At 56.5% G+C, this 20,302-nt stretch carries 22 protein-coding genes; all 22 read left to right on the forward strand.

Annotated features, from left to right (window positions below; translation table 11 throughout):
• The first annotated feature begins 5 nt into the window (after positions 1–5).
• The 22 genes from ppk1 to ACFCTO_RS07100 all read left to right on the forward strand — a co-directional run bounded on the left by ppk1 (position 6) and on the right by ACFCTO_RS07100 (position 20,265).
• Positions 6–2,162: a polyphosphate kinase 1 gene (ppk1, locus tag ACFCTO_RS06995; protein ID WP_499876615.1), complete on the forward strand. Its 2,157-nt coding sequence runs from the start codon at positions 6–8 to the stop codon at positions 2,160–2,162.
• A 57-nt stretch (positions 2,163–2,219) separates the two neighbouring features.
• The gene (locus ACFCTO_RS07000) at positions 2,220–3,227 is read left to right on the forward strand and encodes a resuscitation-promoting factor (protein ID WP_499876616.1); all 1,008 of its coding nucleotides are present in this window, start codon (positions 2,220–2,222) and stop codon (positions 3,225–3,227) included.
• Positions 3,228–3,453: 226 nt separating this feature from the next.
• Complete coding sequence (gene rpsB, locus ACFCTO_RS07005; protein WP_020309742.1) at positions 3,454–4,197, forward strand: 30S ribosomal protein S2; 744 nt, start codon at positions 3,454–3,456, stop codon at positions 4,195–4,197.
• A gap of 109 nt (positions 4,198–4,306) precedes the next feature.
• Positions 4,307–4,954 (forward strand): translation elongation factor Ts, encoded by a 648-nt coding sequence (gene tsf / locus ACFCTO_RS07010; RefSeq protein ID WP_020309741.1) that lies wholly within the window; start codon positions 4,307–4,309, stop codon positions 4,952–4,954.
• A gap of 80 nt (positions 4,955–5,034) precedes the next feature.
• A complete protein-coding gene (gene pyrH, locus ACFCTO_RS07015) occupies positions 5,035–5,760 on the forward strand; it encodes a UMP kinase (protein WP_020309740.1) in 726 nt (241 codons plus the stop codon).
• Positions 5,761–5,806: 46 nt separating this feature from the next.
• Positions 5,807–6,367, forward strand: coding sequence for a ribosome recycling factor (gene frr, locus ACFCTO_RS07020; RefSeq protein ID WP_292302326.1), 561 nt, complete (start codon positions 5,807–5,809; stop codon positions 6,365–6,367).
• Entirely contained in the window at positions 6,364–6,618 is a 255-nt protein-coding gene (locus tag ACFCTO_RS07025; protein ID WP_020309738.1) for a hypothetical protein, read from the forward strand. Before frr ends, ACFCTO_RS07025 begins: the two co-directional genes overlap by 4 nt.
• Positions 6,611–7,378 (forward strand): undecaprenyl pyrophosphate synthase, encoded by a 768-nt coding sequence (gene uppS, locus ACFCTO_RS07030; RefSeq protein WP_292260007.1) that lies wholly within the window; start codon positions 6,611–6,613, stop codon positions 7,376–7,378. The genes ACFCTO_RS07025 and uppS overlap by 8 nt, the downstream gene beginning before the upstream one ends.
• A gap of 19 nt (positions 7,379–7,397) precedes the next feature.
• On the forward strand, positions 7,398–8,225 hold the full coding sequence (locus ACFCTO_RS07035) for a phosphatidate cytidylyltransferase (RefSeq protein WP_302484852.1): 828 nt from the start codon (positions 7,398–7,400) through the stop codon (positions 8,223–8,225).
• A 13-nt stretch (positions 8,226–8,238) separates the two neighbouring features.
• Positions 8,239–9,384: a 1-deoxy-D-xylulose-5-phosphate reductoisomerase gene (locus ACFCTO_RS07040; protein ID WP_292260010.1), complete on the forward strand. Its 1,146-nt coding sequence runs from the start codon at positions 8,239–8,241 to the stop codon at positions 9,382–9,384.
• 14 nt (positions 9,385–9,398) lie between these two features.
• Positions 9,399–10,421, forward strand: a complete 1,023-nt coding sequence (gene rseP / locus ACFCTO_RS07045; RefSeq protein ID WP_499876617.1) for an RIP metalloprotease RseP — start codon at positions 9,399–9,401, stop codon at positions 10,419–10,421.
• Between the two features lie 15 nt (positions 10,422–10,436).
• Positions 10,437–11,504, forward strand: coding sequence for a flavodoxin-dependent (E)-4-hydroxy-3-methylbut-2-enyl-diphosphate synthase (ispG, locus tag ACFCTO_RS07050; RefSeq protein WP_020309733.1), 1,068 nt, complete (start codon positions 10,437–10,439; stop codon positions 11,502–11,504).
• Positions 11,505–11,507: 3 nt separating this feature from the next.
• Positions 11,508–13,241 (forward strand): proline--tRNA ligase, encoded by a 1,734-nt coding sequence (locus ACFCTO_RS07055; RefSeq protein ID WP_294024120.1) that lies wholly within the window; start codon positions 11,508–11,510, stop codon positions 13,239–13,241.
• 114 nt (positions 13,242–13,355) lie between these two features.
• A complete protein-coding gene (locus tag ACFCTO_RS07060) occupies positions 13,356–13,841 on the forward strand; it encodes a MarR family winged helix-turn-helix transcriptional regulator (RefSeq protein WP_292260015.1) in 486 nt (161 codons plus the stop codon).
• A gap of 101 nt (positions 13,842–13,942) precedes the next feature.
• Complete coding sequence (locus ACFCTO_RS07065) at positions 13,943–14,665, forward strand: hypothetical protein (protein WP_294024118.1); 723 nt, start codon at positions 13,943–13,945, stop codon at positions 14,663–14,665.
• 41 nt (positions 14,666–14,706) lie between these two features.
• Positions 14,707–15,732 carry a nucleoside triphosphate pyrophosphohydrolase gene (gene mazG, locus ACFCTO_RS07070; protein WP_499876618.1) on the forward strand — a complete coding sequence of 342 codons (1,026 nt, stop codon included), beginning with the start codon at positions 14,707–14,709 and terminating at the stop codon, positions 15,730–15,732.
• Positions 15,733–15,772: 40 nt separating this feature from the next.
• Positions 15,773–16,051 carry a non-specific DNA-binding protein Hbs gene (gene hbs / locus ACFCTO_RS07075; RefSeq protein WP_044504084.1) on the forward strand — a complete coding sequence of 93 codons (279 nt, stop codon included), beginning with the start codon at positions 15,773–15,775 and terminating at the stop codon, positions 16,049–16,051.
• Between the two features lie 114 nt (positions 16,052–16,165).
• A complete protein-coding gene (locus ACFCTO_RS07080) occupies positions 16,166–17,311 on the forward strand; it encodes an MGDG synthase family glycosyltransferase (RefSeq protein WP_292301912.1) in 1,146 nt (381 codons plus the stop codon).
• 68 nt (positions 17,312–17,379) lie between these two features.
• Positions 17,380–18,168 (forward strand): sulfite exporter TauE/SafE family protein, encoded by a 789-nt coding sequence (locus ACFCTO_RS07085; RefSeq protein WP_499876619.1) that lies wholly within the window; start codon positions 17,380–17,382, stop codon positions 18,166–18,168.
• Between the two features lie 10 nt (positions 18,169–18,178).
• Positions 18,179–18,916 carry an SDR family NAD(P)-dependent oxidoreductase gene (locus ACFCTO_RS07090; protein WP_499876620.1) on the forward strand — a complete coding sequence of 246 codons (738 nt, stop codon included), beginning with the start codon at positions 18,179–18,181 and terminating at the stop codon, positions 18,914–18,916.
• A gap of 57 nt (positions 18,917–18,973) precedes the next feature.
• A complete protein-coding gene (locus ACFCTO_RS07095) occupies positions 18,974–19,909 on the forward strand; it encodes a hypothetical protein (RefSeq protein ID WP_302484858.1) in 936 nt (311 codons plus the stop codon).
• Positions 19,910–19,920: 11 nt separating this feature from the next.
• Entirely contained in the window at positions 19,921–20,265 is a 345-nt protein-coding gene (locus ACFCTO_RS07100; protein ID WP_292260032.1) for a YkvA family protein, read from the forward strand.
• The last annotated feature ends 37 nt before the right edge of the window (positions 20,266–20,302 follow it).

A 20,302-nucleotide genomic window follows, 5' to 3' on the forward strand; every position in this document is an offset into this window, starting at 1 on the left:
TAATCATGGCAGATTTTACGGATGCTCAATATTTTTTAAATCGTGAATGTACATGGGTCAAATTCAATGAACGGGTCCTGCGCGAAGCCATCGTCCCGTCCAACCCGCTGCTGGAACAGCTGAATTTCATCGCCATCGCAGCGTCGAACCTGGATGAATTCTTCATGATCCGCGTCGCCGGCGTCAAGCACCTCGTCGAAAGCGGGGTCAAGCACATCGACATCGCCGGCATGACGCCGCAGGAACAGTTTGAAGCCATCCAGTCCATGGTCCATAAGCTGGTCGGCGACCAGTACCGCTACTATGAAGATATCCAGCAGAAGCTGCAAGCTCACGGCCTGCACTTCATCGGTGTCGATGCCCTTGACGATGACCAGCGGCTGTGGCTGGAAAGCTTCTTTGAACGGGAAATCTACCCGGTCGTCACGCCCATGGCCGTCGATTCCAGCCATCCCTTCCCATTCCTGTCCAGCCTGAACCTGAACCTGGCCGTCCTCTTGCGCCGCAAACAGGGGGACCGCTCGGTCAAGACGGCTATCCTGCCGGTCCCGACGTCAGTCATCGACCGCATCATCAAGGTCCCGGACAGTGTTTCGCCGGCTGGCAAGCAGCATGAAGGTCATCAGTTCCTCTTCCTGGAAGACGTCATCGCCGCTTATGCGGAACGCTTCTTCCTGGGCTGCGACATCCTGGAAGTCGAACCGTTCCGCGTCACCCGCGACGCCGACCTGGATATCGACGACGATGCCGAAGACCTCCTGATGGAAGTCGAAAAGAGCCTGAAGAAACGCCGCAAAGGGGCGGCTGTCCGCCTGGAACTGGCTGCTTCGTCGTCGCGCATGAACCGCGACTTCCTGCGCGATGAACTGCAGCTCGAAGAACGGGACATCTATTCGATTCCGGGTCCCCTGGACTGCAAGGTCTTCTTCTCCTTCGTCGGCATCGACGGCTACGATGACCTGCGCTATCCGCCGGTGACGCCGCAGCCGTCGTCGGAACTGGCCGCCATCGACGCGCCTGATTTCTGGTCGGCCATTGCCGAACGGGACATCATGGTCCATCCTCCCTATGAAACCTTTGAAACGGTAGAACACTTCATCCAGCTGGCTGCGACGGACCCCCATGTCCTGGCCATCAAACAGACGCTCTACCGCGTCAGCAGCAAGTCGCCCATCATCGCCGCCCTGGCCCAGGCCGCCGAAAACGGCAAACAGGTCACGGTCCTCATGGAAGTCAAGGCCCGTTTCGATGAAGAAAATAATATCCACATGGCCCGCAAGCTGGAAAAAGCCGGCTGCCATGTCATTTACGGCATCATGGGCCTCAAGACCCATTCTAAGATCACCCTCGTCGTCCGCCGCGAAGAAGACGGCATCCGCCGCTATGTCCACTTGGCGACGGGCAACTACAACGGCAAGACGGCCCGCATCTATACGGACGTCGGCATCCTGACGGCCAATACCCTCATCGGCGTCGACGCATCGGCTTTCTTCAACCTCTTGTCGGGCTACTCTGATCCTCCTCAGTGGAATAAGCTGGCCGTTGCGCCGCTCAACCTGCGGGAAACGATTTATCAGGAAATCGATCAGGAAATCGCTCAGGCCAAGGCCGGCAAGAAAGCTATCATCGTGGCCAAGATGAATTCGCTCCTCGATAAGTACGTCATCGCCAAGCTCTATGAAGCGTCGGCAGCCGGCGTCAAGATCCGCCTCATCGTCCGCGGCATCTGCGTCATCCGCCCTGGCCTGCCTGTCATCAGCGAAAACATCGAAGTCCACAGCATCGTCGGCCGCTTCCTGGAACACAGCCGCCTGTTCTACTTCTACAACGGCGGCAAGGAAGACGTCTTCATTTCTTCGGCAGACTGGATGCCGCGCAACCTCAACGAACGCGTCGAATTGATGACACCTGTCGAATTCCCGCCGCATAAAGAACGGATCAAGCGCATCCTGAAAGTATACTTCGACGACAACGTCAAGGCCTATGCCATGAACAGCGACGGCTCGTACCGCTACCTGGCAGACGAACGCAAGGGCAAGCCTGTCAACGCCCAGGATACATGCCAGCGCGAAGCCGAACGGCTGGCATCGGAACGGAAGAAGGCAGCCCGCCAGTTCCGCAACGTCGTCCTGCGCCCGCGTCCTGCTGAAGAAGACAAGTAAATTGACAAGCCTGCCGGTCTTTGCTACAATGAAAAGAAAAGCATTAGGAGGCATGGCATGGACTGGAAACGATTCAGCATGACTGGATTCAAGAATAAACGACCGATTACACGCATGTACGCGACGATGATCGCCTTATTGGTCATTGTGTCCCTGACAGGGTTCATCGACAGGGGGAAATCAGTGATCCTCGTCGCCGATGGCGAAACCCGCCAGGTATATACCCACGCTGTCAATGAAAAGGCATTGATGCGGGAAAATAATATCGACATCGGTGATTACGATGAAATCGATGTTTCGACGCAGAAACTCGACGACGGCAGCTACGTCAAGGTGCGCCGGGCCATCCCGGTCACCCTGGAGTACCGCGGACAGACCCAGGAAGTCTACACGGCCAAGCACAATTCCCAGGAAGTCGCCGAACAGTACGGCTATAATAAGGAAAAGTACCGCCCTTATGGCGACGTCCAGAAACCGCTCCAGGCGGGGCAGCACATCGTCATCGGCCACGTATCGCGCAAGACCATCACGGAAGATGAAGTCGTGCCCTATGCCATCGAAAGCATTCCTGATGAAACCTTGGGCCAGGGTGAAGAAAAAGTCATCCAGGAAGGGCAGAACGGCCGCAAGCGGGTCAAGCTGAACATCGTCAGCGTCGACGGCCAGGTCGCCGACAAGGAAACGCTGTCGACGGAGCTCATTTCGGAAATGCAGCCTCTGGTCCGCAAAGTCGGCACTAAGGAAACCGTTGAAATCAATACCAGCACAGGTGATGTGTCCCACTACCAGAAGATCATCACCATGGAAGCGACGGCCTATCTACCGACGGACGGCGACGGCCAGTGCATCACCCGCATGGGGACGTGGGCCCGTTATGGCGTCGTCGCTGTCGACCCCAACGTCATTCCCCTGGGCTCGACGGTCTTCATTCCCGGCTATGGCGTAGCCCGGGCCGAAGATACAGGCGGAGCCATCCTCGGCAACCGCATCGACCTCTGCATGGAAGACTACGATGCCTGCATGAACTTCGGCCGCCGCACCGTACCGGTCTATGTCCTGAATTAAATTATTTATTATCCGCTACGAACTGCAAACTTACAACTCAAAGCAAGGGCAGGCATTTGAAAAAATGCTTGCCCTTGCTTGTCATATATGCTATAATATCAAAGGTTTGAATACCAAACCCTAAAATACACACGCTTGGCGAGCTCAGCACTGTGCCCGTTCCCCATGGGGGAGGGTGAAGATGAGCGATGACCGGGCGGAGGAAAAAACAGGAGGAATTACAATTATGGCAGTAGTATCTATGAAACAATTATTGGAAGCCGGCGTTCATTTCGGTCATCAGACCCGCCGTTGGAACCCGAAGATGGCTCGTTTCATCTTCACCGAACGTAACGGTATCTACATCATCGACTTGCAGAAAACCGTTAAGAAAATGGACGAAGCTTACAATTTTGTCCGCGACCTGGCTGCTGAAGGCGGCAAAGTCCTCTTCGTAGGCACGAAAAAACAGGCCCAGGAATCCATTAAAAACGAAGCAGAACGCTGCAACCAGTACTTCGTCAACGAACGCTGGCTCGGCGGTATGCTCACCAACTTCCAGACCATCGAAAAGCGCGTAAAACGCTTGAAGACATTGGAAAAACAGGCCGAAGATGGCACGTTCGAACTCTTGCCGAAGAAAGAAGTTACGCTCCTCAAACATGAAATGGAAAAACTTCAGAAATACCTCGGCGGCATCAAAGACATGAAGAAACTCCCGGACGCTCTCTTCATCATCGACCCGAAAAAAGAAGAAATCGCTGTTTCTGAAGCCCGCAAACTTCACATCCCCATCATCGCTACGGTTGACACCAACTGCGATCCCGATGTCATCGACTATCCGATCCCGGCTAACGATGACGCTATCCGCGCCGTCAAACTCTTGACCGGCAAGATCGCTGACGCTGTCCTCGAAGGCAACCAGGGCGAACAGACTGAAGAAGGCGCCGCTGAAGGTGCTGAAGCCGCTGAAGAAAAAGCAGCAGAATAAGATTACTCGTTCTGTGAGAACTGAATGGTTATTATAGAAAGGTAAGGAGCCTTTGCTTCTTACCTTTCTTCAAACTGTATAATTCACATTACTTTTAGGAGGAATACTCATGGCTATTACAGCAGCAATGGTAAAAGAATTAAGAACAAAAACCGGTGCAGGCATGATGGACTGCAAAAAAGCATTGACCGAAAGCAACGGCGACATGGAAAAAGCCGTCGACTTGCTTCGCGAACACGGCTTGGCTGCAGCAGCTAAGAAAGCAGACCGCATCGCTGCTGAAGGTTTGGTTTATTCTTACATCCATGGCAACGGCCGTATCGGCGTTCTCGTCGAAGTCAACTGCGAAACGGACTTCGTCGCTCAGACAGATAACTTCAAAGCACTCTGCAAAGACATTGCAATGCAGATCGCTGCTGCAAAACCGGCATACCTCAAACGCGAAGAAGTTCCGGCTGACGTATTGGAACACGAAAAAGAAGTTCTCCGCCAGCAGGCCCTGAACGAAGGTAAACCGGAAAAGATTGTCGAAAAGATGATTGTCGGCCGTATCGAAAAATTCTACAAAGAAAACTGCCTCCTCGATCAGGAATTCATCAAAGATTCTGACAAGACGGTCCAGCAGGTCGTTACGGAAGCCATCGCTAAGATCGGTGAAAAAATCGACATCCGCCGTTATACGCGTTATGAATTGGGTGAAGGCCTGGAAAAACGGAACGATGATTTTGTTTCCGAAGTAATGGCACAAGCTAAATAAGATTGCATAAGAGAACACCCAACCCGTGTTCTCTTATTTTCTAATTGGACTTGTATACCGACAGAGGAGGCACTTCTTTTATGGAATCGAAAAAGTATCATCGCATCGTATTGAAATTGAGCGGCGAAGCACTGGCTGGCAAACAGGGTTACGGTATCGACCCGGAAACGGTTGAAACCATTGCCAAGCAGGTCGTCGAAGTCAATAAGCTCGGCGTCCAGGTCGCCATCGTCGTCGGCGGCGGCAACATCTGGCGCGGCCTGTCCGGTTCGGCTAAAGGCATGGACCGCGTCTCGGCAGACTACATGGGCATGCTGGCTACGGTCATGAATTCCCTGGCCCTCCAGGACGCCATGGAAAAGAACGGCGTCGCTACCCGCGTCCAGACGGCTATCAACATGCAGCAGGTCGCTGAACCGTATATCCGCCGCCGGGCTATCCGCCATATGGAAAAAGGCCGCGTCGTCATCTTCGGTGCCGGTACGGGCAACCCTTACTTCTCGACGGATACGACAGCCGCACTGCGGGCTGCTGAAATCGAAGCCGATGCCATCCTCATGGCCAAGAACGGCGTCGACGGCGTCTACGACAGCGATCCCAAACTCAATCCGGATGCCAAGATGTTCAAGCATCTGACCTATCTCGACGTCATCAACAAAGACCTGAAGGTCATGGATGCTACGGCTACGACGCTCTGCCGCAACAACAACATCCCCATCGTCGTCTTCAACATCGACCAGCCGGGGAACATCGTCAAAGCCGCCAGCGGAGAAGATTTAGGCACTGTAGTCGACAAAGAAGACTAAAAGCTGTATGATATACTTATAAAAATAAAATAAGGAAGTGATTGACATGGAAGTAAAAGAAATCATTGCCCAGCACGAAGCAAAGATGGACAAGACCATCGAAGCCCTGAAACGGGAATTGTCGTCGATCCGCACGGGCCGCGCCAGCACGTCGCTGCTGGACCGGATCACCGTCGACTACTATGGTACGCCGACGCCGGTCAAACAGGTCGCCAATGTGGCCGCTCCGGAGCCGCGCATGATCACCATTGCCCCGTGGGAACCGAAGATGCTCGGTGAAATCGAAAAGGCCATCCTCAAGTCCGACTTGGGCCTGAACCCGAACAACGACGGCAAGATCATCCGCCTGGAAATCCCCCAGCTGACGGAAGAACGCCGTAAGGAACTGAGCAAGAAGGTCAGCAAGATTGCCGAAGACTCGAAAGTCGTCATCCGCAATATCCGCCGCGACGCCAACGAAACCATCAAGAAGATGGAAAAGAAGAAGGAAGTCACGGAAGATGACAGCAAAGAAGGTCAGGAAAACATCCAGAAGCTGACGGATAAAAAAATCAAGGTCATCGACGAAATCAAAGCGAAAAAAGAAAAAGAAGTCATGGCCGTATGATGGATATACGGATTTTTATTGGCATGCCGTTACGGTATGCCAAATCTGTATTACAGGAAAAAAATATTCCTTTTGTCATAGAGCGGACGCTGTCGCGGAGCCACTTTTTCCACTGCGACCCTGAGCAGACCTATGTCATCCGCGCCCAGCGGCGGGATGACGGCACAGTCTGCCTCTTGGTCAACGACAGCCTGGAGATGAGCGGATCCGTAGCGGCAGCCCTGCGAAATGGAGACGTACAGCATGATTAACTTTTTTGGCAAAAAGAAGGAAACAGCAGGCTCCGTGTCCGAAGCCATGCTGGATCCGAACAACATTCCCCGCCACGTAGCCATCATCATGGACGGCAATGGCCGCTGGGCCAAGCGCAAGGGCCTGCCCCGCAGTTACGGCCATCGCGCCGGTGCCGATACGCTCAAGCGCATCGTCGTCGCTGCCGACGACCTGGGCATCAAGGTCCTGACGGTCTATGCCTTTTCTACGGAAAATTGGAAGCGCCCTGATGAAGAAGTGTCGTACATCATGAAGCTCATGAAGAGTTACCTGAGCAAGAATCTCCTGGAACTCAAGGAACACAACGTGCAGCTCCACGTCATCGGCGATATGAAGCGGCTCCATCCGGACCTGCAGGACGCCTTTTCTCAGGCCGAAGCCGAAATGGCCGCCAATACGGGCCTTATCCTCAACGTCGCCGTCAATTACGGCGGCCGCCTGGAAATCACCCAGGCGGCCCGCAAAGTGGCAGAAGCCGTCCGGGACGGCCAGATCCGCCCCGAAGACATTAGCGAAGCGACGCTGGCCCAGTATCTCTATACGGAGCCGGAAAATGACGTCGATCTGCTCATCCGCCCCGGTGCGGACAAGCGGGTCAGCAATTTTCTCCTCTGGCAGATGGCCTACGCCGAATTCTGGTACACCCAGCTCTGCTGGCCCGATTTCAGCAAAGATACCCTGGTCGAAGCTATTTTGTCCTTCCAGGGCCGGGAACGGCGCTTCGGCGGCTTAAAATAAATCAGGGAAGGTATATGATATGTTGGCAAAACGAATACTGACAGGCATCGTCGGTGGTGCCTTTACGATTTTTGTGATTTACGAAGGGAACTGGCTGTTTTTCCTCATGATGGCCCTGTTATCCCTCGTCGCCTGGTATGAATACGGCAACCTGGTCCACAAGCTCCATGCCGTGACGGCCGACAAGTGCGGTGCCGTATGGCTCGTCGCCATGCTGGCCGCTTATTGGTTCGGCAGCACCAAGGTCATGCTCGTCCTGGCCTTGGGCCTCCTTTTTTGGCTCATGCTGCGGACCGTCTTTTTCCACAACAAGATTAAGCCCGTAGACAGTGCCTATACCTTGTACGGCCTGCTCTATATCAGCTGTGGCTTTCTGGCCATGCTGGCCCTGCGCAGCGGCTCTGTGGCTTCCTTCATGGGCAGCAGCTTCGGCGCCGTCATGTTGGAACCGGCGCGGTTCTTCGTCTTTCTCCTCATCTTTTCGACCTGGGCCAGCGATACTTTTGCCTTTGCCGTCGGCAAGATGATGGGCAAAGTCAAGCTCTGCCCGGCCATCAGCCCCGGCAAGACCCGCGAAGGTGCTATCGGCGGTTTCGTCGGTACCCTGGCCGTGGCCATCATCTTTTCGCTCATCTTTAAATTCTCCGTCCTCCACGCCCTGGCCATTGGCGTCATCATCGGCATCATGGCTCCTTTAGGTGATCTGGTCGAATCCATCTTGAAGCGCGTCTGCGGTGTCAAGGATTCGGGGAACATCATCCCTGGCCACGGCGGCGTCCTCGACCGCTTCGACAGCCTGCTCTTTGCAGCGCCGGCTATGTACGTCTATTTGATGCTGGTCATTTAAAGGAGGGCAGGGAATGAAGGATATTTTGATTTTAGGCAGTACCGGCTCTATCGGGACCCAGGCCGTCGACGTCATCGACGCCCATCCCGAGGCCTTCCGCCTGGCCGGCGTCGCTGCTTATTCCCATTGGCAGGAAGTGGCCCGCCAGGTCCGGGACCATCAGGTGAAATGGGCCTGCATGGTCGACGAAAAGGCGGCTGATGAACTGCGCCGTGCCGTCGGTCCGGCGTGTACTGTCTTTTCCGGCAGTGACGGCCTCTTGAAACTCATCGATGAATGTGACGCCCAGATCGTCCTGACGTCCCTCGTCGGCGCCGCCGGTATCGAACCGACGCTCCACGCCATCGAGAAGGGGATGGACATCGCCCTGGCCAACAAGGAAACCCTCGTCGCTGCCGGTGAACTGGTCATGAAGGAAGCCGCAGCCCGCGGCGTCCGCATCCTGCCCGTCGACAGCGAGCACGGGGCCATCTTCCAGTGCCTCCAGGGGCGCCGCCCGGAAGAAGTGGCCAAACTGCTGGTCACGGCTTCTGGCGGCCCCCATTTCCGCCGGCCTGCGTCGGAATTTTCGTCGATTACGGTCGAACAGTGCCTCAAGCATCCGACGTGGAACATGGGTGGCAAGATTACCATCGATTCGGCGACGATGTTCAATAAGGGCCTGGAAGTCATCGAAGCCCACTGGCTCTTCCACATGCCCTTCGACAAGATCGAAGTCGTCATCCAGCCGCAGAGCATCATCCATTCCATGATCGAGTTCATCGACGGCTCCGTCCTGGCTCAGCTGGGCATGCCCGATATGCGCCTGCCCATCCAGTACGCCTTTACCTATCCGGAACGGATGACCGTCCGCGGCGCCCGGCCCATCGACTGGAAGACGCTGGGGACGCTGGAATTCTTCCCGCCTGACGACGAGAAGTTCCCATCCATCGGCCTGGCCTATGAAGCCGGCCGCATCGGCGGTACCATGCCCTGTGTCCTCAACGGGGCCAATGAAGTCGCCGTCTATGCTTTTCTGCGTAAAGAGATTTCCTTTACGCGTATTTTTGATATTGTCCGTACAGTCATGGAACGGCACACGGTCTCGCACGACGTCACCCTGGCGTCTATCCGCCAGGCCGATGCCTGGGCCCGCCGCTGTGCTGCTTCCTTGCTGTAGAAAGGGGATTTCCCGTGGGTCTTACTATTTTAGCGACGATCTTCGTCTTCAGTGTCATCGTCTTCGTCCACGAACTGGGCCATTTCGCGACGGCCAAGTGGGCGGGGATGCAGGTCGATGAGTTCGCACTCGGCTTTGGTCCCAAAGTGTACAGTGTACGCCGCGGAGATACAGAATATTCCCTGCGGGCCATTCCTCTTGGCGGATTCAACCGCATTGCCGGCATGACGGAAGAGGAAGACTTGAACGATAAATCTTTCCTGAGCAAACCTGTCTGGAAGCGCATGATCGTCATCGCTGCCGGCGGTATCATGAACTTCGTCCTGGCCATCGTCCTCTTGTGGGGCCTGTTCTTCGTCGTCGGTACGGTGACTGTTTCGCCGGAAGCCGTCGTCGGCTCGACCATCGCCGGCTCACCGGCCGAACAGGCGGGCCTCGCAGCCGGCGACCGCATCGTCCGCATCGGCAACCAGGAAATTTCCAAATGGTCTGATATTTCTCAGGCCGTCGCGCCATACAGCCACGCCGTCGTTACCGTGGAAATCGAACGGGACGGCCAGATCCAGGGCGTCGAAATGGTGCCTGACGTAGACAGCGCCTCGAAGAAAGCCATGCTCGGCGTCATGCCCATGACGACCAAAGAAGCTCATGGCTTCTTTGAATCGGCGGGCATGGCCGTCCAGCGGACAGGCAAGCTCTGCCAGCTCATGATCGTCGGCCTCTATGATATGGTGACGGGCCGGGAAAAGGCCGAAGTCGCCGGTCCTATCGGCGTCGCTCAGCTGGCCGGTCAGGTCGCTGCATCGGGCTTTGCCAATTTGCTCATGTTCACGGCCTTCCTCAGCCTCAACCTGGGCATCTTGAATCTCCTGCCCGTACCGCTCCTCGATGGGGGCTATATTATTTTATTGATTCTCGAAGGTATTACGCGCCGGCGGATGCCGAAACGGGCGTTGTACTACATCCAGGTCACAGGGGCCGTCCTCTTGGGCTCCCTGTTCCTCTTCGCCATGTTTCAGGATATCAGCCGCTTTTAGAAAGGCAGGCCTTGCATGAAACGTAGAAAATCTCTTCCCGTCCAGGCGGGCAGCGTCACCATCGGCGGCGATGCACCCGTATCGGTCCAGACCATGTCGACGGTCAACCCGGCCCATATGGCCGAAGCCGTCGTCGATGCCCGCCGCCTGGCATCGTATGGCGCTGAAATCTTGCGCTTCGCCGTTCCCGATATGGAAGCGGCCAAAGGCCTGGCCGCCGTCGTTCAGGCCGTGGATATTCCCATTGTCGCCGATATCCACTTCGATTACCGCCTGGCCCTGGCCGCCGTCGACAGCGGCGTCCAGGCCCTGCGCATCAATCCGGGCAATATCGGATCTGACGACAATGTCGTCAAAGTCGTCGAAAAAGTACGTCCTAAGGGAATCCCCATCCGTATCGGCATCAATACAGGTTCCCTGCCGGAAGATATCCTGGCTCAGAGCGGCGGCCATCCGACGGCAGAAGGCATGGTCGAAGGGGCCCTGCGCCATATCCGCATCCTGGAACGCATGGATTACCGCAACATGGTCATTTCCCTCAAGTCCTCCGACGTGCCCTTGATGATCGAAGCCTATGAAGCCCTGGCCGACAAGGTGCCTTATGCCCTGCACTTGGGCGTAACCGAAGCCGGCCTGGTCCGTGAAGGGAGCATCAAGTCGGCCATCGGTATCGGTACGCTGCTCCACGAAGGCATCGGCGACACGATCCGCGTATCCCTGACGGGCGATCCCGTCGAAGAAATCAAGGCCGGCCAGACCATCCTCAGTGCCCTTGGCCTGCGCCGTTTCGGGCCGACCCTCATTTCCTGTCCGACTTGCGGCCGGACCCAGGTCCACCTCATCGACCTGGCCCAGGAAGTGGAAGAGGCCATTTCTCATCTGACTGTGCCCATCAAGGTCGCCGTCATGGGTTGTGTCGTCAACGGTCCCGGTGAAGCCAGGGAAGCCGATTTCGGCATTGCCGGCGGCAAGGGGAAGGGCATCGTCTTTTCTCATGGCCAGGTCCTGCGCACCGTGCCGGAAGACCGGCTCGTGTCCAGCCTGCTGGAAGAAATTGAAAAAACCATTGCAAAGGAGTCTTAACTCATGTTAGCATCGAAATTGTATAGTCCGACGCTGCGGGAAATCCCGGCAGACGCCGAAATCGCCAGCCATCAGTATATGTTGAAAGCCGGGATGATCCGCAAGAACGGCGGCGGCTTGTATTCTTTCCTGCCTTTAGGCCGCCGGGTCGAACTCAAGATCGAAGCCATCGTCCGCGAAGAAATGAACAACATCGGCGCCCAGGAAATCATGATGCCCATTATGCAGCCGGCTGAAATCTGGCATGAATCGGGCCGCTGGAATGCCTATGGCCCGGAAATGTTCAAACTCGAAGACCGCCATGGCAATCATTTCTGCCTCGGGCCGACACACGAAGAATTGATTACGACCCTGGTCCGCAATGAACTGCGCTCGTACAAGCAGATGCCCGTCACGCTGTGGCAGATGCAGAATAAATACCGCGACGAAATCCGCCCGCGTTTCGGCCTCATGCGCAGCCGTGAGTTCGTCATGAAAGATGCTTATTCCTTCGACGTCGACGAAGAAGGCCTGCACAAGAGCTATCAGGATGAATACGATGCCTATACGCGCATCTTCACGCGCTGCGGCCTGAATTTCAAGCCCGTCGAAGCCGACAGCGGCCAGATCGGCGGCAATCACACCCATGAATTCATGGCCCTGGCCCAGGCCGGCGAAGCCGAAATCGTATCGTGCTCGAAGTGCGATTATGCAGCAGATATTGAAAAAGCAGTTCCTCAGGCCATCGAAATGCCGGCAGAAGACGCCAAAGATGTAGAACTCATCGAAACGCCGAACTGCTCGACCATTGAAGACCTGGCCCAGTTCCTCCACATTCCCGTCGAAAAGACGATCAAAGCCGTCGCTTTCACTATCGACGGCGAAAAGACGGTCCTCTGCATGGTCCGCGGCGACCATGAAGTCAATGACGTCGCCGTCCAGAATTTCGTCGGCGGCAATGTCATCGAACCGGCGACGGAAGACGAATTGAAGACCCACGGCCTCCAGCCGGGCTACATGAGCCCCATGGGTGCCGATAAACCGGATAATGAAACGTTCTTCGTCCTCGTCGATCCGTCGGCCATGAACGTCCCCAACGGCGTAACCGGTGCCAATAAGGCCGGCTATCACTATCAGAACGTCAATCCGTCGCGGGACTTCAAAGACGTGACGGTCACGACCATCCGCAACATGGTCGCCGGCGACAAATGCCCGCACTGCGGTGCACCCGTCGAAATCGTCCGCGGCATCGAAGTCGGCCAGGTTTTTGAACTGGGCACGAAGTATTCCGAAGCCCTCCATGCGACCTTCCTCGACCAGAACGGCAAGGCCAAACCCTACGTCATGGGCTGCTACGGCATTGGCGTCACCCGTACTATTGCCGCTGCCATCGAACAGTTCCACGACGAACACGGCATCATGTGGCCTGTCGCCATCGCGCCTTTTGAAGTGGCCATCGTCCCGGTCAGCAGCAAAGACCAGGATCAGGTCCGCATCGCCGGTGACCTCTATCAGTCCCTGCAGGCTGCCAAGGCCGACGTCCTCCTCGACGACCGTAATGAACGGGCTGGCGTCAAGTTCAACGACGCCGACCTCATCGGCTATCCCGTCCGGGTCACGGTCGGCAAGAAGAGCGCTGCCGAAGGCACTGTCGAAATCAAGATCCGCCGGACTGGCGAACAGGAAGTCGTTCCTATCGACCAGGCCGTCGCCCGCGTCCAGGAAATCTTAGCTGACCTGCGTAGCAAGAATATGTAAATCGAACGCATATGTTATAAAAATATTTCCGTAAAACGAGGAAAAATGCTTGTATTTTTCCTCGTTTTATCTTATACTTTTAATTAGCAAGCTAATCAAAAGAGGGGAAGACGTATGAGATTTGAAGCATTCCCGACGCGGGAAGAATTGGAAAAACACGCCCGGATCATTCCGGAAATCGAACCGTCGGCGGTCCTGGCCATGCTGCGCATCTCTCAGGCCGCTGAAATCATCCGCTCGTCCATCAACGACGTCCTGGCCAAGCAATACCACTTGTCCCAGGGGAAACTGCGGGTCATGATCGTCCTGCACCAGAGCCCGGAAGGTATTGCACCGTCACAGCTGGCTGAGAAGACTGGCGTGACCCGGGCGACGATTACGACCATGGTCAAGCGCATGGTCCGCGACGGATTGACGACGGTCGTCATCGATCAGGAAGACAAGCGGGGCAAAAAGGTCAGCCTCACGGCCCAGGGCCGCCAGTTCATGGACCAAGTACTGCCCGGCCATTATCTGCGCATTTCGACGCTCATGAACCGCCTCAGTGAGGACGAACAGGCCGAACTCATCCGCCTGCTGACGAAACTGAGCCAGAAATGATTTTCTCAGCAAATTTTAACCTGAAAAGCACTGCTTTTCAGGTTTTTTTCATTTTTCCCTGTTACACTGGGGGCAAATGGAAAAAGAAAGAAGGTTTGCCCATGTATCCGACTCATCACTTCCGCCAGGACTTCCATTACTTGTCCCTGCGCTCATCTCTGCTGGAAGAACTCTCTCTGCTCTATGGCCTGCCCCTGGGGCAGGCGAAGGGCCAGGCCGGCCGGATCTGCCGCTGCCGCCGTATGGTCCGGGAACTGCTCACGGCCTGCCGACAGCAGCCGGATCAGCCGGAATATCCCTATCTCCTGGGCGTCCTCCTGGAACGGGCCGGTCAATGGCCGCTGACCAGCCGCCCCCGATGGGCCTATGACCAGGCCGAGGGCTATTACGACCGGGCCCGGCAGCTCCAGCAGCGGCAGCCTCCCGGCACGTATGACCGCCAGCACTATCTGCGCCCGTCTGTGGCCCTGCTGCGCCTGAGCCTGCGCCGCAGACAGGAGGAGCGGTTCTATGCCTGGTGGGACCGCTGCGGCGGCCTGCGCCACTTTCACCGCGATGTACAGGCCCTGTTCCAGGTGCGCTGGCTCATCGTCAAGGAAGACTATGAACGGGCGGCCTTTACCCTCCGGAATCTGCATGGCCTGGCCGGCAGGCATAGCGCTTTTTCAGCTGCCCGGGCCCGAATCCTATCAGATATCGTCACGGCGGCCTGTCAGGGGCCGGGGGCGATGCTGAAGGGGACCTATGGCCCGTATGTCCGTCAGGCCCTGTGGGACGCCCTTTTTCCTGCCAGGCCGCGACAAATGACGGACTCCGTGTTATAATGACAGGCATAGGCATATTTGCCGGGAAATGAGGAACTGCTATGGAAATCAAGATCATCCCGCTGGGGAGCGACGACAAGCCCCTGGATTCGTATGGCCAGGACGGCCAGTCTTTTGCCGAGACTTATGCGCCCATCGTTGAGCTGCTGCTGCGCGAAAGCCGCCTCCATGCCGTCGTCCATACCGTCCCGGGTGGACCGGCGATGGCCCAGGCCGTGTGCCGTCTCATCGAAGAGGCCCGGAAGCGGCAGGGGGACGGTGCTGAGGCCATGCCCTTCGACGTAACGCCCATCGTCGACGTGACGGCGCGCCTGCGCCGCGAAGACGGCTGCCCCTGGGACCGGGCCCAGACCCATCGGACCTTGCGCCGCTACCTCATCGAAGAGGTCTATGAAATGCTCGATGCCATCGACAGCCACGACGTAGCGGGCATCCGCGAGGAATTGGGGGACATCCTCTATCAGGTCGCCATCCACGCCCGCATCGCCCAGGAAAAAGGCCTTTTTTCGGCTCAAGATGTCGTAAAAGACGTCACAGATAAGATGATTCGGCGCCATCCCTACGTTTTTAGCCCAAAAAGCCTTGAAAACATAGGTACGAGTATGTTAAACTGGGATAGATTAAAGCAAGGCGAACAACGCCAGCAGCATGCTCACCTGCTGGACGGCGTCGTTCCCGGACTGCCGTCGCTCCTGGCTGCAGATAAACTTCAGGAAAAAGCGGCCAAGACCGGTTTCGACTGGCCCGATGTCCAGGGCGTCTGGGATAAGTTCCATGAAGAATGGGAGGAATTCCGTCAGGCCCTTGGCGAAGGAGATTCCGTCCACGCCGAAGAAGAAGCTGGGGATGTCCTGTTTGTCTTTGCGAATTTATGCCGACACTATCATATAGAGCCGGAATGTGCGTTACATCGGGCTAACTGTAAATTCCGACGCCGCTTTGCTCACGTAGAGGACCGGGTCCGCCAGTCGGGCCGGCCGTGGGATGCTTTTTCGCTGGATGAGCTCGACTCGTTCTGGCAGGAAGCCAAACAGATAGAACGGCAGAAGGAAAATACAGACAGTTAGCGTTACGCAGATGTAACGATTTAAAGGAGGACCTAGTATCATGAACAAAACAGAATTAATCGCTGCAGTCGCACAGAAATCCGATTTGACCAAGAAAGACGCTGAAAAAGCTGTAAAAGCTGTATTCGAAGCTATCAGCGACAGCCTCACCCAGGGTGATAAAGTACAGATCATCGGCTTTGGCACTTTTGAAGTCCGTCAGCGTAAAGCCCGTGAAGGCCGCAACCCGCGCAACAACGAACCGATTCAGATCGAAGCATCCAAGACCCCGGCTTTCAAAGCTGGCAAACAGCTCAAAGATTTGGTCAACAACAAATAAGGTACGATTCCGAAGGGCCGCATGAAAAACGGCCCTTTTCTTTTCTTGCAAATTGTCGTACCATAGTAGTATGAGCTACTAGACTAATGCTGTTTATAAAAGAGGGTATCATGCATGACAAAGAAGAAAGTCCTGATCCTGTCCGCATCCATCGGTACGGGGCATACACAGGCAGCACGGGCGATAGAAGAATACGTCAAGACCATTCCCGAAGAATGTGAAGTGGAACACCTGGATTTCCTGTCCAACGACGTCCTGTCTATCGACAACATCGTCAAGGAAACGTACATCAAGATCCTCGATGTCTTTCCCATGCTGTACGATTTGATGTACTATTCGTCACAAGGATATAAGAAGGGACTCGTCGTCAAGACGCTCTTTGCCTGGGGCCTCAAGCGGCGGATGCTCAGGGTATTGGCCGAAAAGAAGCCCGATGTCCTCGTCTTTACCCATCCCTTCCCGGCAGGGGCGGCAGCGCTCCTCAAGCGCCAGCACCGCCTCGATATCCCCCTGGTCGGCGTCATCACCGATTTTGCCATCCATCAGCTCTGGGTCTATCCTCAGATCGATGTCTACTGCGTCGCCGCGTCCCAGCTCAAGGACCTGCTCGTCGAACAGGGCATCGATGCCGGCAAGATCGTCGTCTCCGGGATCCCCGTGCGCAAGGCCTTTGAACAGGAACGCTGGCATTGGGATGCCGCCCATAAGGCGGATAAGAACGTCCTCATCATGGGCGGCGGCCTGGGCATGGGTTCCATCAAACAGTCCCTGACGCTCCTCGACCGCCTCGACGCCGTCGACAGCTTCACTGTCGTCACCGGCTACAATGCCGATCTCTATGACGAACTGTCCAAGATGCGCAGCGAACTGCATCACGACGTCAACATCCTGGGCTATACCAACCGGATTCCCCAGCTCATGTGCCAGGCATCGCTGCTGGTCACCAAACCGGGCGCCCTGACCTGTACTGAAGCGGCCGCCGTCCAGGTACCGATGGTCCTGTACAGTCCCATCCCGGGCCAGGAAGAGGCCAACGCGACGTATATGCAGGCCAAAGGCTGTGCCCGCTGGGTCAAGAAGCAGGAAGACCTCGTTTCCGTCGTAGCGGACCTGTTGACACATCCCGATAAGCTGGCAGCCATGTCCGAAGCCAGCCTCGACTGCCACCGCGACGGTGCGCGGATCATCGGCAAGGAAATCGTCCGCCTTCTGCGGCCCCAGACAGCGGGAGCGGCGGCGGACTTGATATATGAACACTGAGAAAAGGGTCTCCTCGGTTTCGCTCTGCGAAGCAAGAGGAGTTTTTTTCCAAAAGGAGTAATTTTTTCATGGAATTCCAACTTTTTCATACGACCCTGTCGGCGTCGCTGCTGCTCTTCATCATGGCCGGCGGTTTCCTGGCCGGTTTCGTCGATTCCATCGCCGGCGGTGGCGGCCTCATTTCGCTGCCCGTCCTCTTGGCAGCCGGCCTGCCGCCGCACCTGGCCATTGGGACCAATAAATTTTCCGCGACCTTTGGCGCCGTCATGAGCGCCTGGCAGTTCTGGCGGGCCGGTAAGGTCGACATGAGCCTCTTGAAGCGGATCCTGCCGGGGACCTTCATTGGCGCCATCCTGGGCTGCCTGGTCATGCTGCACTTGAAGAGCGAATGGCTCCAGCCCATCATCATCATCGCCCTCATCGCGGCGGCGGTCTTCGTCTTCAGCCAGCGTCAGCTCGGCGCTGCCAGCACGTACAGCGGCAATACCCGGAAGAACGTCCTGGACGCCCTGGTCATGGCCTCGGCCATCGGTTTCTATGACGGCTTCATCGGGCCGGGGACGGGGACTTTCCTCATCGTCGGCTTTGCGGCCTTGGGTTTCGACTTCGTCACGGCTGCCGGCAATGCCAAGATCCTCAACCTCATGAGCAATGTGACGTCCTTCGTCCTCCTCATCTGGTGGGGCCAGATTCTCTACGTCTACGGCATCGCCATGGCCCTGTGCATCTTTGCCGGCGCCTTCTTCGGTTCCCGCCTGGCTATCCGCCGGGGTACGGGCTTCGTCCGCCTGGTCATGCTGGCCGTCACAGTCGTCCTCATCGGCAAATTGGGCTTATCTTATTTCGGTATTATGTAGGAGGGACGCTATGGATACGGTACTCATCAGCGGCGGCACGTCGGGCATCGGCCTGGCGGCAGCGGCGGTCTTACTGGAAAGGGGCTGGAATGTCGCCATCAGCGGCCGCCATCGGGAAAAAGGGGAGGCCGCCCTGGCGGCGTTGTCTGTGCCGGACCGGACCTGGTATATCCAGGGCGACGTGGCCTGCGACGACGACTGCCGCCGGATGGTCGAAGAGACGGTTTCTCACTTCGGCGGCCTCGACGGTCTGGTCACGTCGGCCGGCGTCTATGAACAAGGCCTCTTGGAAAATGTCACTCCTGCCGACATGCAGCGCCTCTTTTCCATCAATGTCTTCGGGACGATTTCGCTCTGCCGCTATGCCCTGCCGCACTTGCGGCGCCGGCCGGGCAGTATCGTCACCGTCAGCAGCGACTCCGGTCTCCAGGGCAACATCGCCTGCGCTCTCTACGGGGCGACGAAAGGTGCCGTCGTGGCCTTCACCCAGTCCCTGGCCCTGGAAGCGGCACCGCACCAGATACGGGTCAACTGCGTCTGTCCCGGTGACGTGGAAACGCCTATGCTGGAGCAGCAGCTCCGGGACCATCCCGATACGACGCGGGATGCCATGAAAGAGCAGTATCCTTTGTACCGACTGGCCCGGCCCGATGAAGTGGCCAAGGCCATCGCCTTTCTCTTGAGCGATGACGCGTCGTTCATTACCGGCGTGGCACTTCCTGTCGATGGGGGTTTGACAAGCTGGTAGAAACATGGGAAAATATAGAGTATAAATTTTAATACGTTAAAGAATGGGGTGTTTGTTATGGCAGAAGAAGTATACAAAGAAGAAGCCAAGACTGTAGAAGAACTGCAGGCAGAAATCGCCGCATTGAAACAGGAACTGGCCGACATGAAGGCCCAGTCCCAGCCGGCCGACGATGCCGCAGCCAGTGTCGTCAAGGCCATGGAAGAGTCGACAGAAGACAAAGATGTGAAAGTCGAAATGTTGTGCCGCTGGGCTGCAGCCCGGGCCGGTGCCATCGTCATTGCGCCGCTCGTCGGGACCGTCGCCCTCATGGCCAACGAAGTCTATCTGGTCAGCCGCATTGCCAAGGTCTATGATGTCAAACTGAGCGAACGGGCCCTCATCGCCTTCCTCGGCGCCGTCGGCAGCCGCGTCGCCGGCAGCCTGCTGACGACGATCATTCCTTTCAGCGCCATCCAGGTACCTGTCGCCGTCGGCATCACTTACAGCCTGGGCCGCGTCACCCAGCGCTGGCTCAAGGACGGCATGCCTACCGACATGGGTCCCTACGTCGACATGATGGGCGAATGGAAGGATAAGGCTCGGGAACAAGTCGACAAACTCAAGGAAAATCCCTTGAAGAACGTCCCCCTCGGCGATGAAACCATCGACTTCATGAAGAAATGGGGCGGCGTTGCCAAGGACCGCTTCCAGGACGTCAAGGAAAAAGGGGAAGAACTCTATCACACCGTCCGCCATCACGACGACCTGGTCGATGAAATCGTAGAAGAAAAGGCCGAAGAAACCAAGGCCGGTGAAGCCGAAAAGGCAGAAGGAACGGCAGAAACTGCCGAAACTGTGGAAACAGCCGAAACAGCCGAAGCCACGGCTGAAACGACGGCCGCTGCCGAACCGGAAACGGCAGCGGCTGCAGACAGCGATACGGCGTCTGTCGAAGACAAGGTGAAAGCCGCCGTAGAAGATGCCAAAATCCCTTTGGAAGATAAGAAGTAAGGTGAAGGCCCATGTGGAAGGTACTGCGCTTTTTTGCACGTTTTTATACACCTGGCAAATTCGTTACCTTTGTCCGCAAGACAGGGAGGAAGGTCCACTTTTTGCCGAAGCTCCTGACGATTTTTTACTGTATGCAGGATGAAGACACGCCGAAATTCATCAAATTGGCCCTCATGGGGGCCTTGGGGTATGTCATTCTGCCCTTTGATTTCGTGCCCGATGTCTTTGCCGGCTTCGGCTGGCTCGATGATGCCGCCGTCGTCGCTGCGGCCCTGCGCCTGGCCGGGACCTACGTCAAGCCGGAACACCGTGAAAAAGTACGTCATATGTTCCCGTTCTTCCGCGTCCGCGTGTGAAGGCGGGGAAAGCCGTCTGACGGGATTTGTCATCATG

The sequence above is a fragment of the Megasphaera indica genome (genome assembly GCF_046614755.1).
In the GTDB taxonomy this organism is placed as follows: domain Bacteria; phylum Bacillota; class Negativicutes; order Veillonellales; family Megasphaeraceae; genus Megasphaera; species Megasphaera intestinihominis.

Bases quoted from the DNA above. Each gene is read 5' to 3' on its own strand.
- ACFCTO_RS07000 (WP_499876616.1), top strand. From the start codon at position 2,220: ATGGACTGGAAACGATTCAGCATGACTGGATTCAAGAATAAACGACCG.
- ACFCTO_RS07085 (WP_499876619.1), top strand. From the start codon at position 17,380: ATGGAATTCCAACTTTTTCATACGACCCTGTCGGCGTCGCTGCTGCTC.
- ispG (WP_020309733.1), top strand. From the start codon at position 10,437: ATGAAACGTAGAAAATCTCTTCCCGTCCAGGCGGGCAGCGTCACCATC.
- ACFCTO_RS07080 (WP_292301912.1), top strand. From the start codon at position 16,166: ATGACAAAGAAGAAAGTCCTGATCCTGTCCGCATCCATCGGTACGGGG.
- pyrH (WP_020309740.1), top strand. From the start codon at position 5,035: ATGGAATCGAAAAAGTATCATCGCATCGTATTGAAATTGAGCGGCGAA.
- ACFCTO_RS07060 (WP_292260015.1), top strand. From the start codon at position 13,356: ATGAGATTTGAAGCATTCCCGACGCGGGAAGAATTGGAAAAACACGCC.
- ACFCTO_RS07025 (WP_020309738.1), top strand. From the start codon at position 6,364: ATGATGGATATACGGATTTTTATTGGCATGCCGTTACGGTATGCCAAA.
- ppk1 (WP_499876615.1), top strand. From the start codon at position 6: ATGGCAGATTTTACGGATGCTCAATATTTTTTAAATCGTGAATGTACA.
- ACFCTO_RS07095 (WP_302484858.1), top strand. From the start codon at position 18,974: ATGGCAGAAGAAGTATACAAAGAAGAAGCCAAGACTGTAGAAGAACTG.
- ACFCTO_RS07055 (WP_294024120.1), top strand. From the start codon at position 11,508: ATGTTAGCATCGAAATTGTATAGTCCGACGCTGCGGGAAATCCCGGCA.
- mazG (WP_499876618.1), top strand. From the start codon at position 14,707: ATGGAAATCAAGATCATCCCGCTGGGGAGCGACGACAAGCCCCTGGAT.
- hbs (WP_044504084.1), top strand. From the start codon at position 15,773: ATGAACAAAACAGAATTAATCGCTGCAGTCGCACAGAAATCCGATTTG.
- ACFCTO_RS07035 (WP_302484852.1), top strand. From the start codon at position 7,398: ATGTTGGCAAAACGAATACTGACAGGCATCGTCGGTGGTGCCTTTACG.
- uppS (WP_292260007.1), top strand. From the start codon at position 6,611: ATGATTAACTTTTTTGGCAAAAAGAAGGAAACAGCAGGCTCCGTGTCC.
- ACFCTO_RS07040 (WP_292260010.1), top strand. From the start codon at position 8,239: ATGAAGGATATTTTGATTTTAGGCAGTACCGGCTCTATCGGGACCCAG.
- ACFCTO_RS07090 (WP_499876620.1), top strand. From the start codon at position 18,179: ATGGATACGGTACTCATCAGCGGCGGCACGTCGGGCATCGGCCTGGCG.
- frr (WP_292302326.1), top strand. From the start codon at position 5,807: ATGGAAGTAAAAGAAATCATTGCCCAGCACGAAGCAAAGATGGACAAG.
- ACFCTO_RS07065 (WP_294024118.1), top strand. From the start codon at position 13,943: ATGTATCCGACTCATCACTTCCGCCAGGACTTCCATTACTTGTCCCTG.
- tsf (WP_020309741.1), top strand. From the start codon at position 4,307: ATGGCTATTACAGCAGCAATGGTAAAAGAATTAAGAACAAAAACCGGT.
- ACFCTO_RS07100 (WP_292260032.1), top strand. From the start codon at position 19,921: ATGTGGAAGGTACTGCGCTTTTTTGCACGTTTTTATACACCTGGCAAA.
- rpsB (WP_020309742.1), top strand. From the start codon at position 3,454: ATGGCAGTAGTATCTATGAAACAATTATTGGAAGCCGGCGTTCATTTC.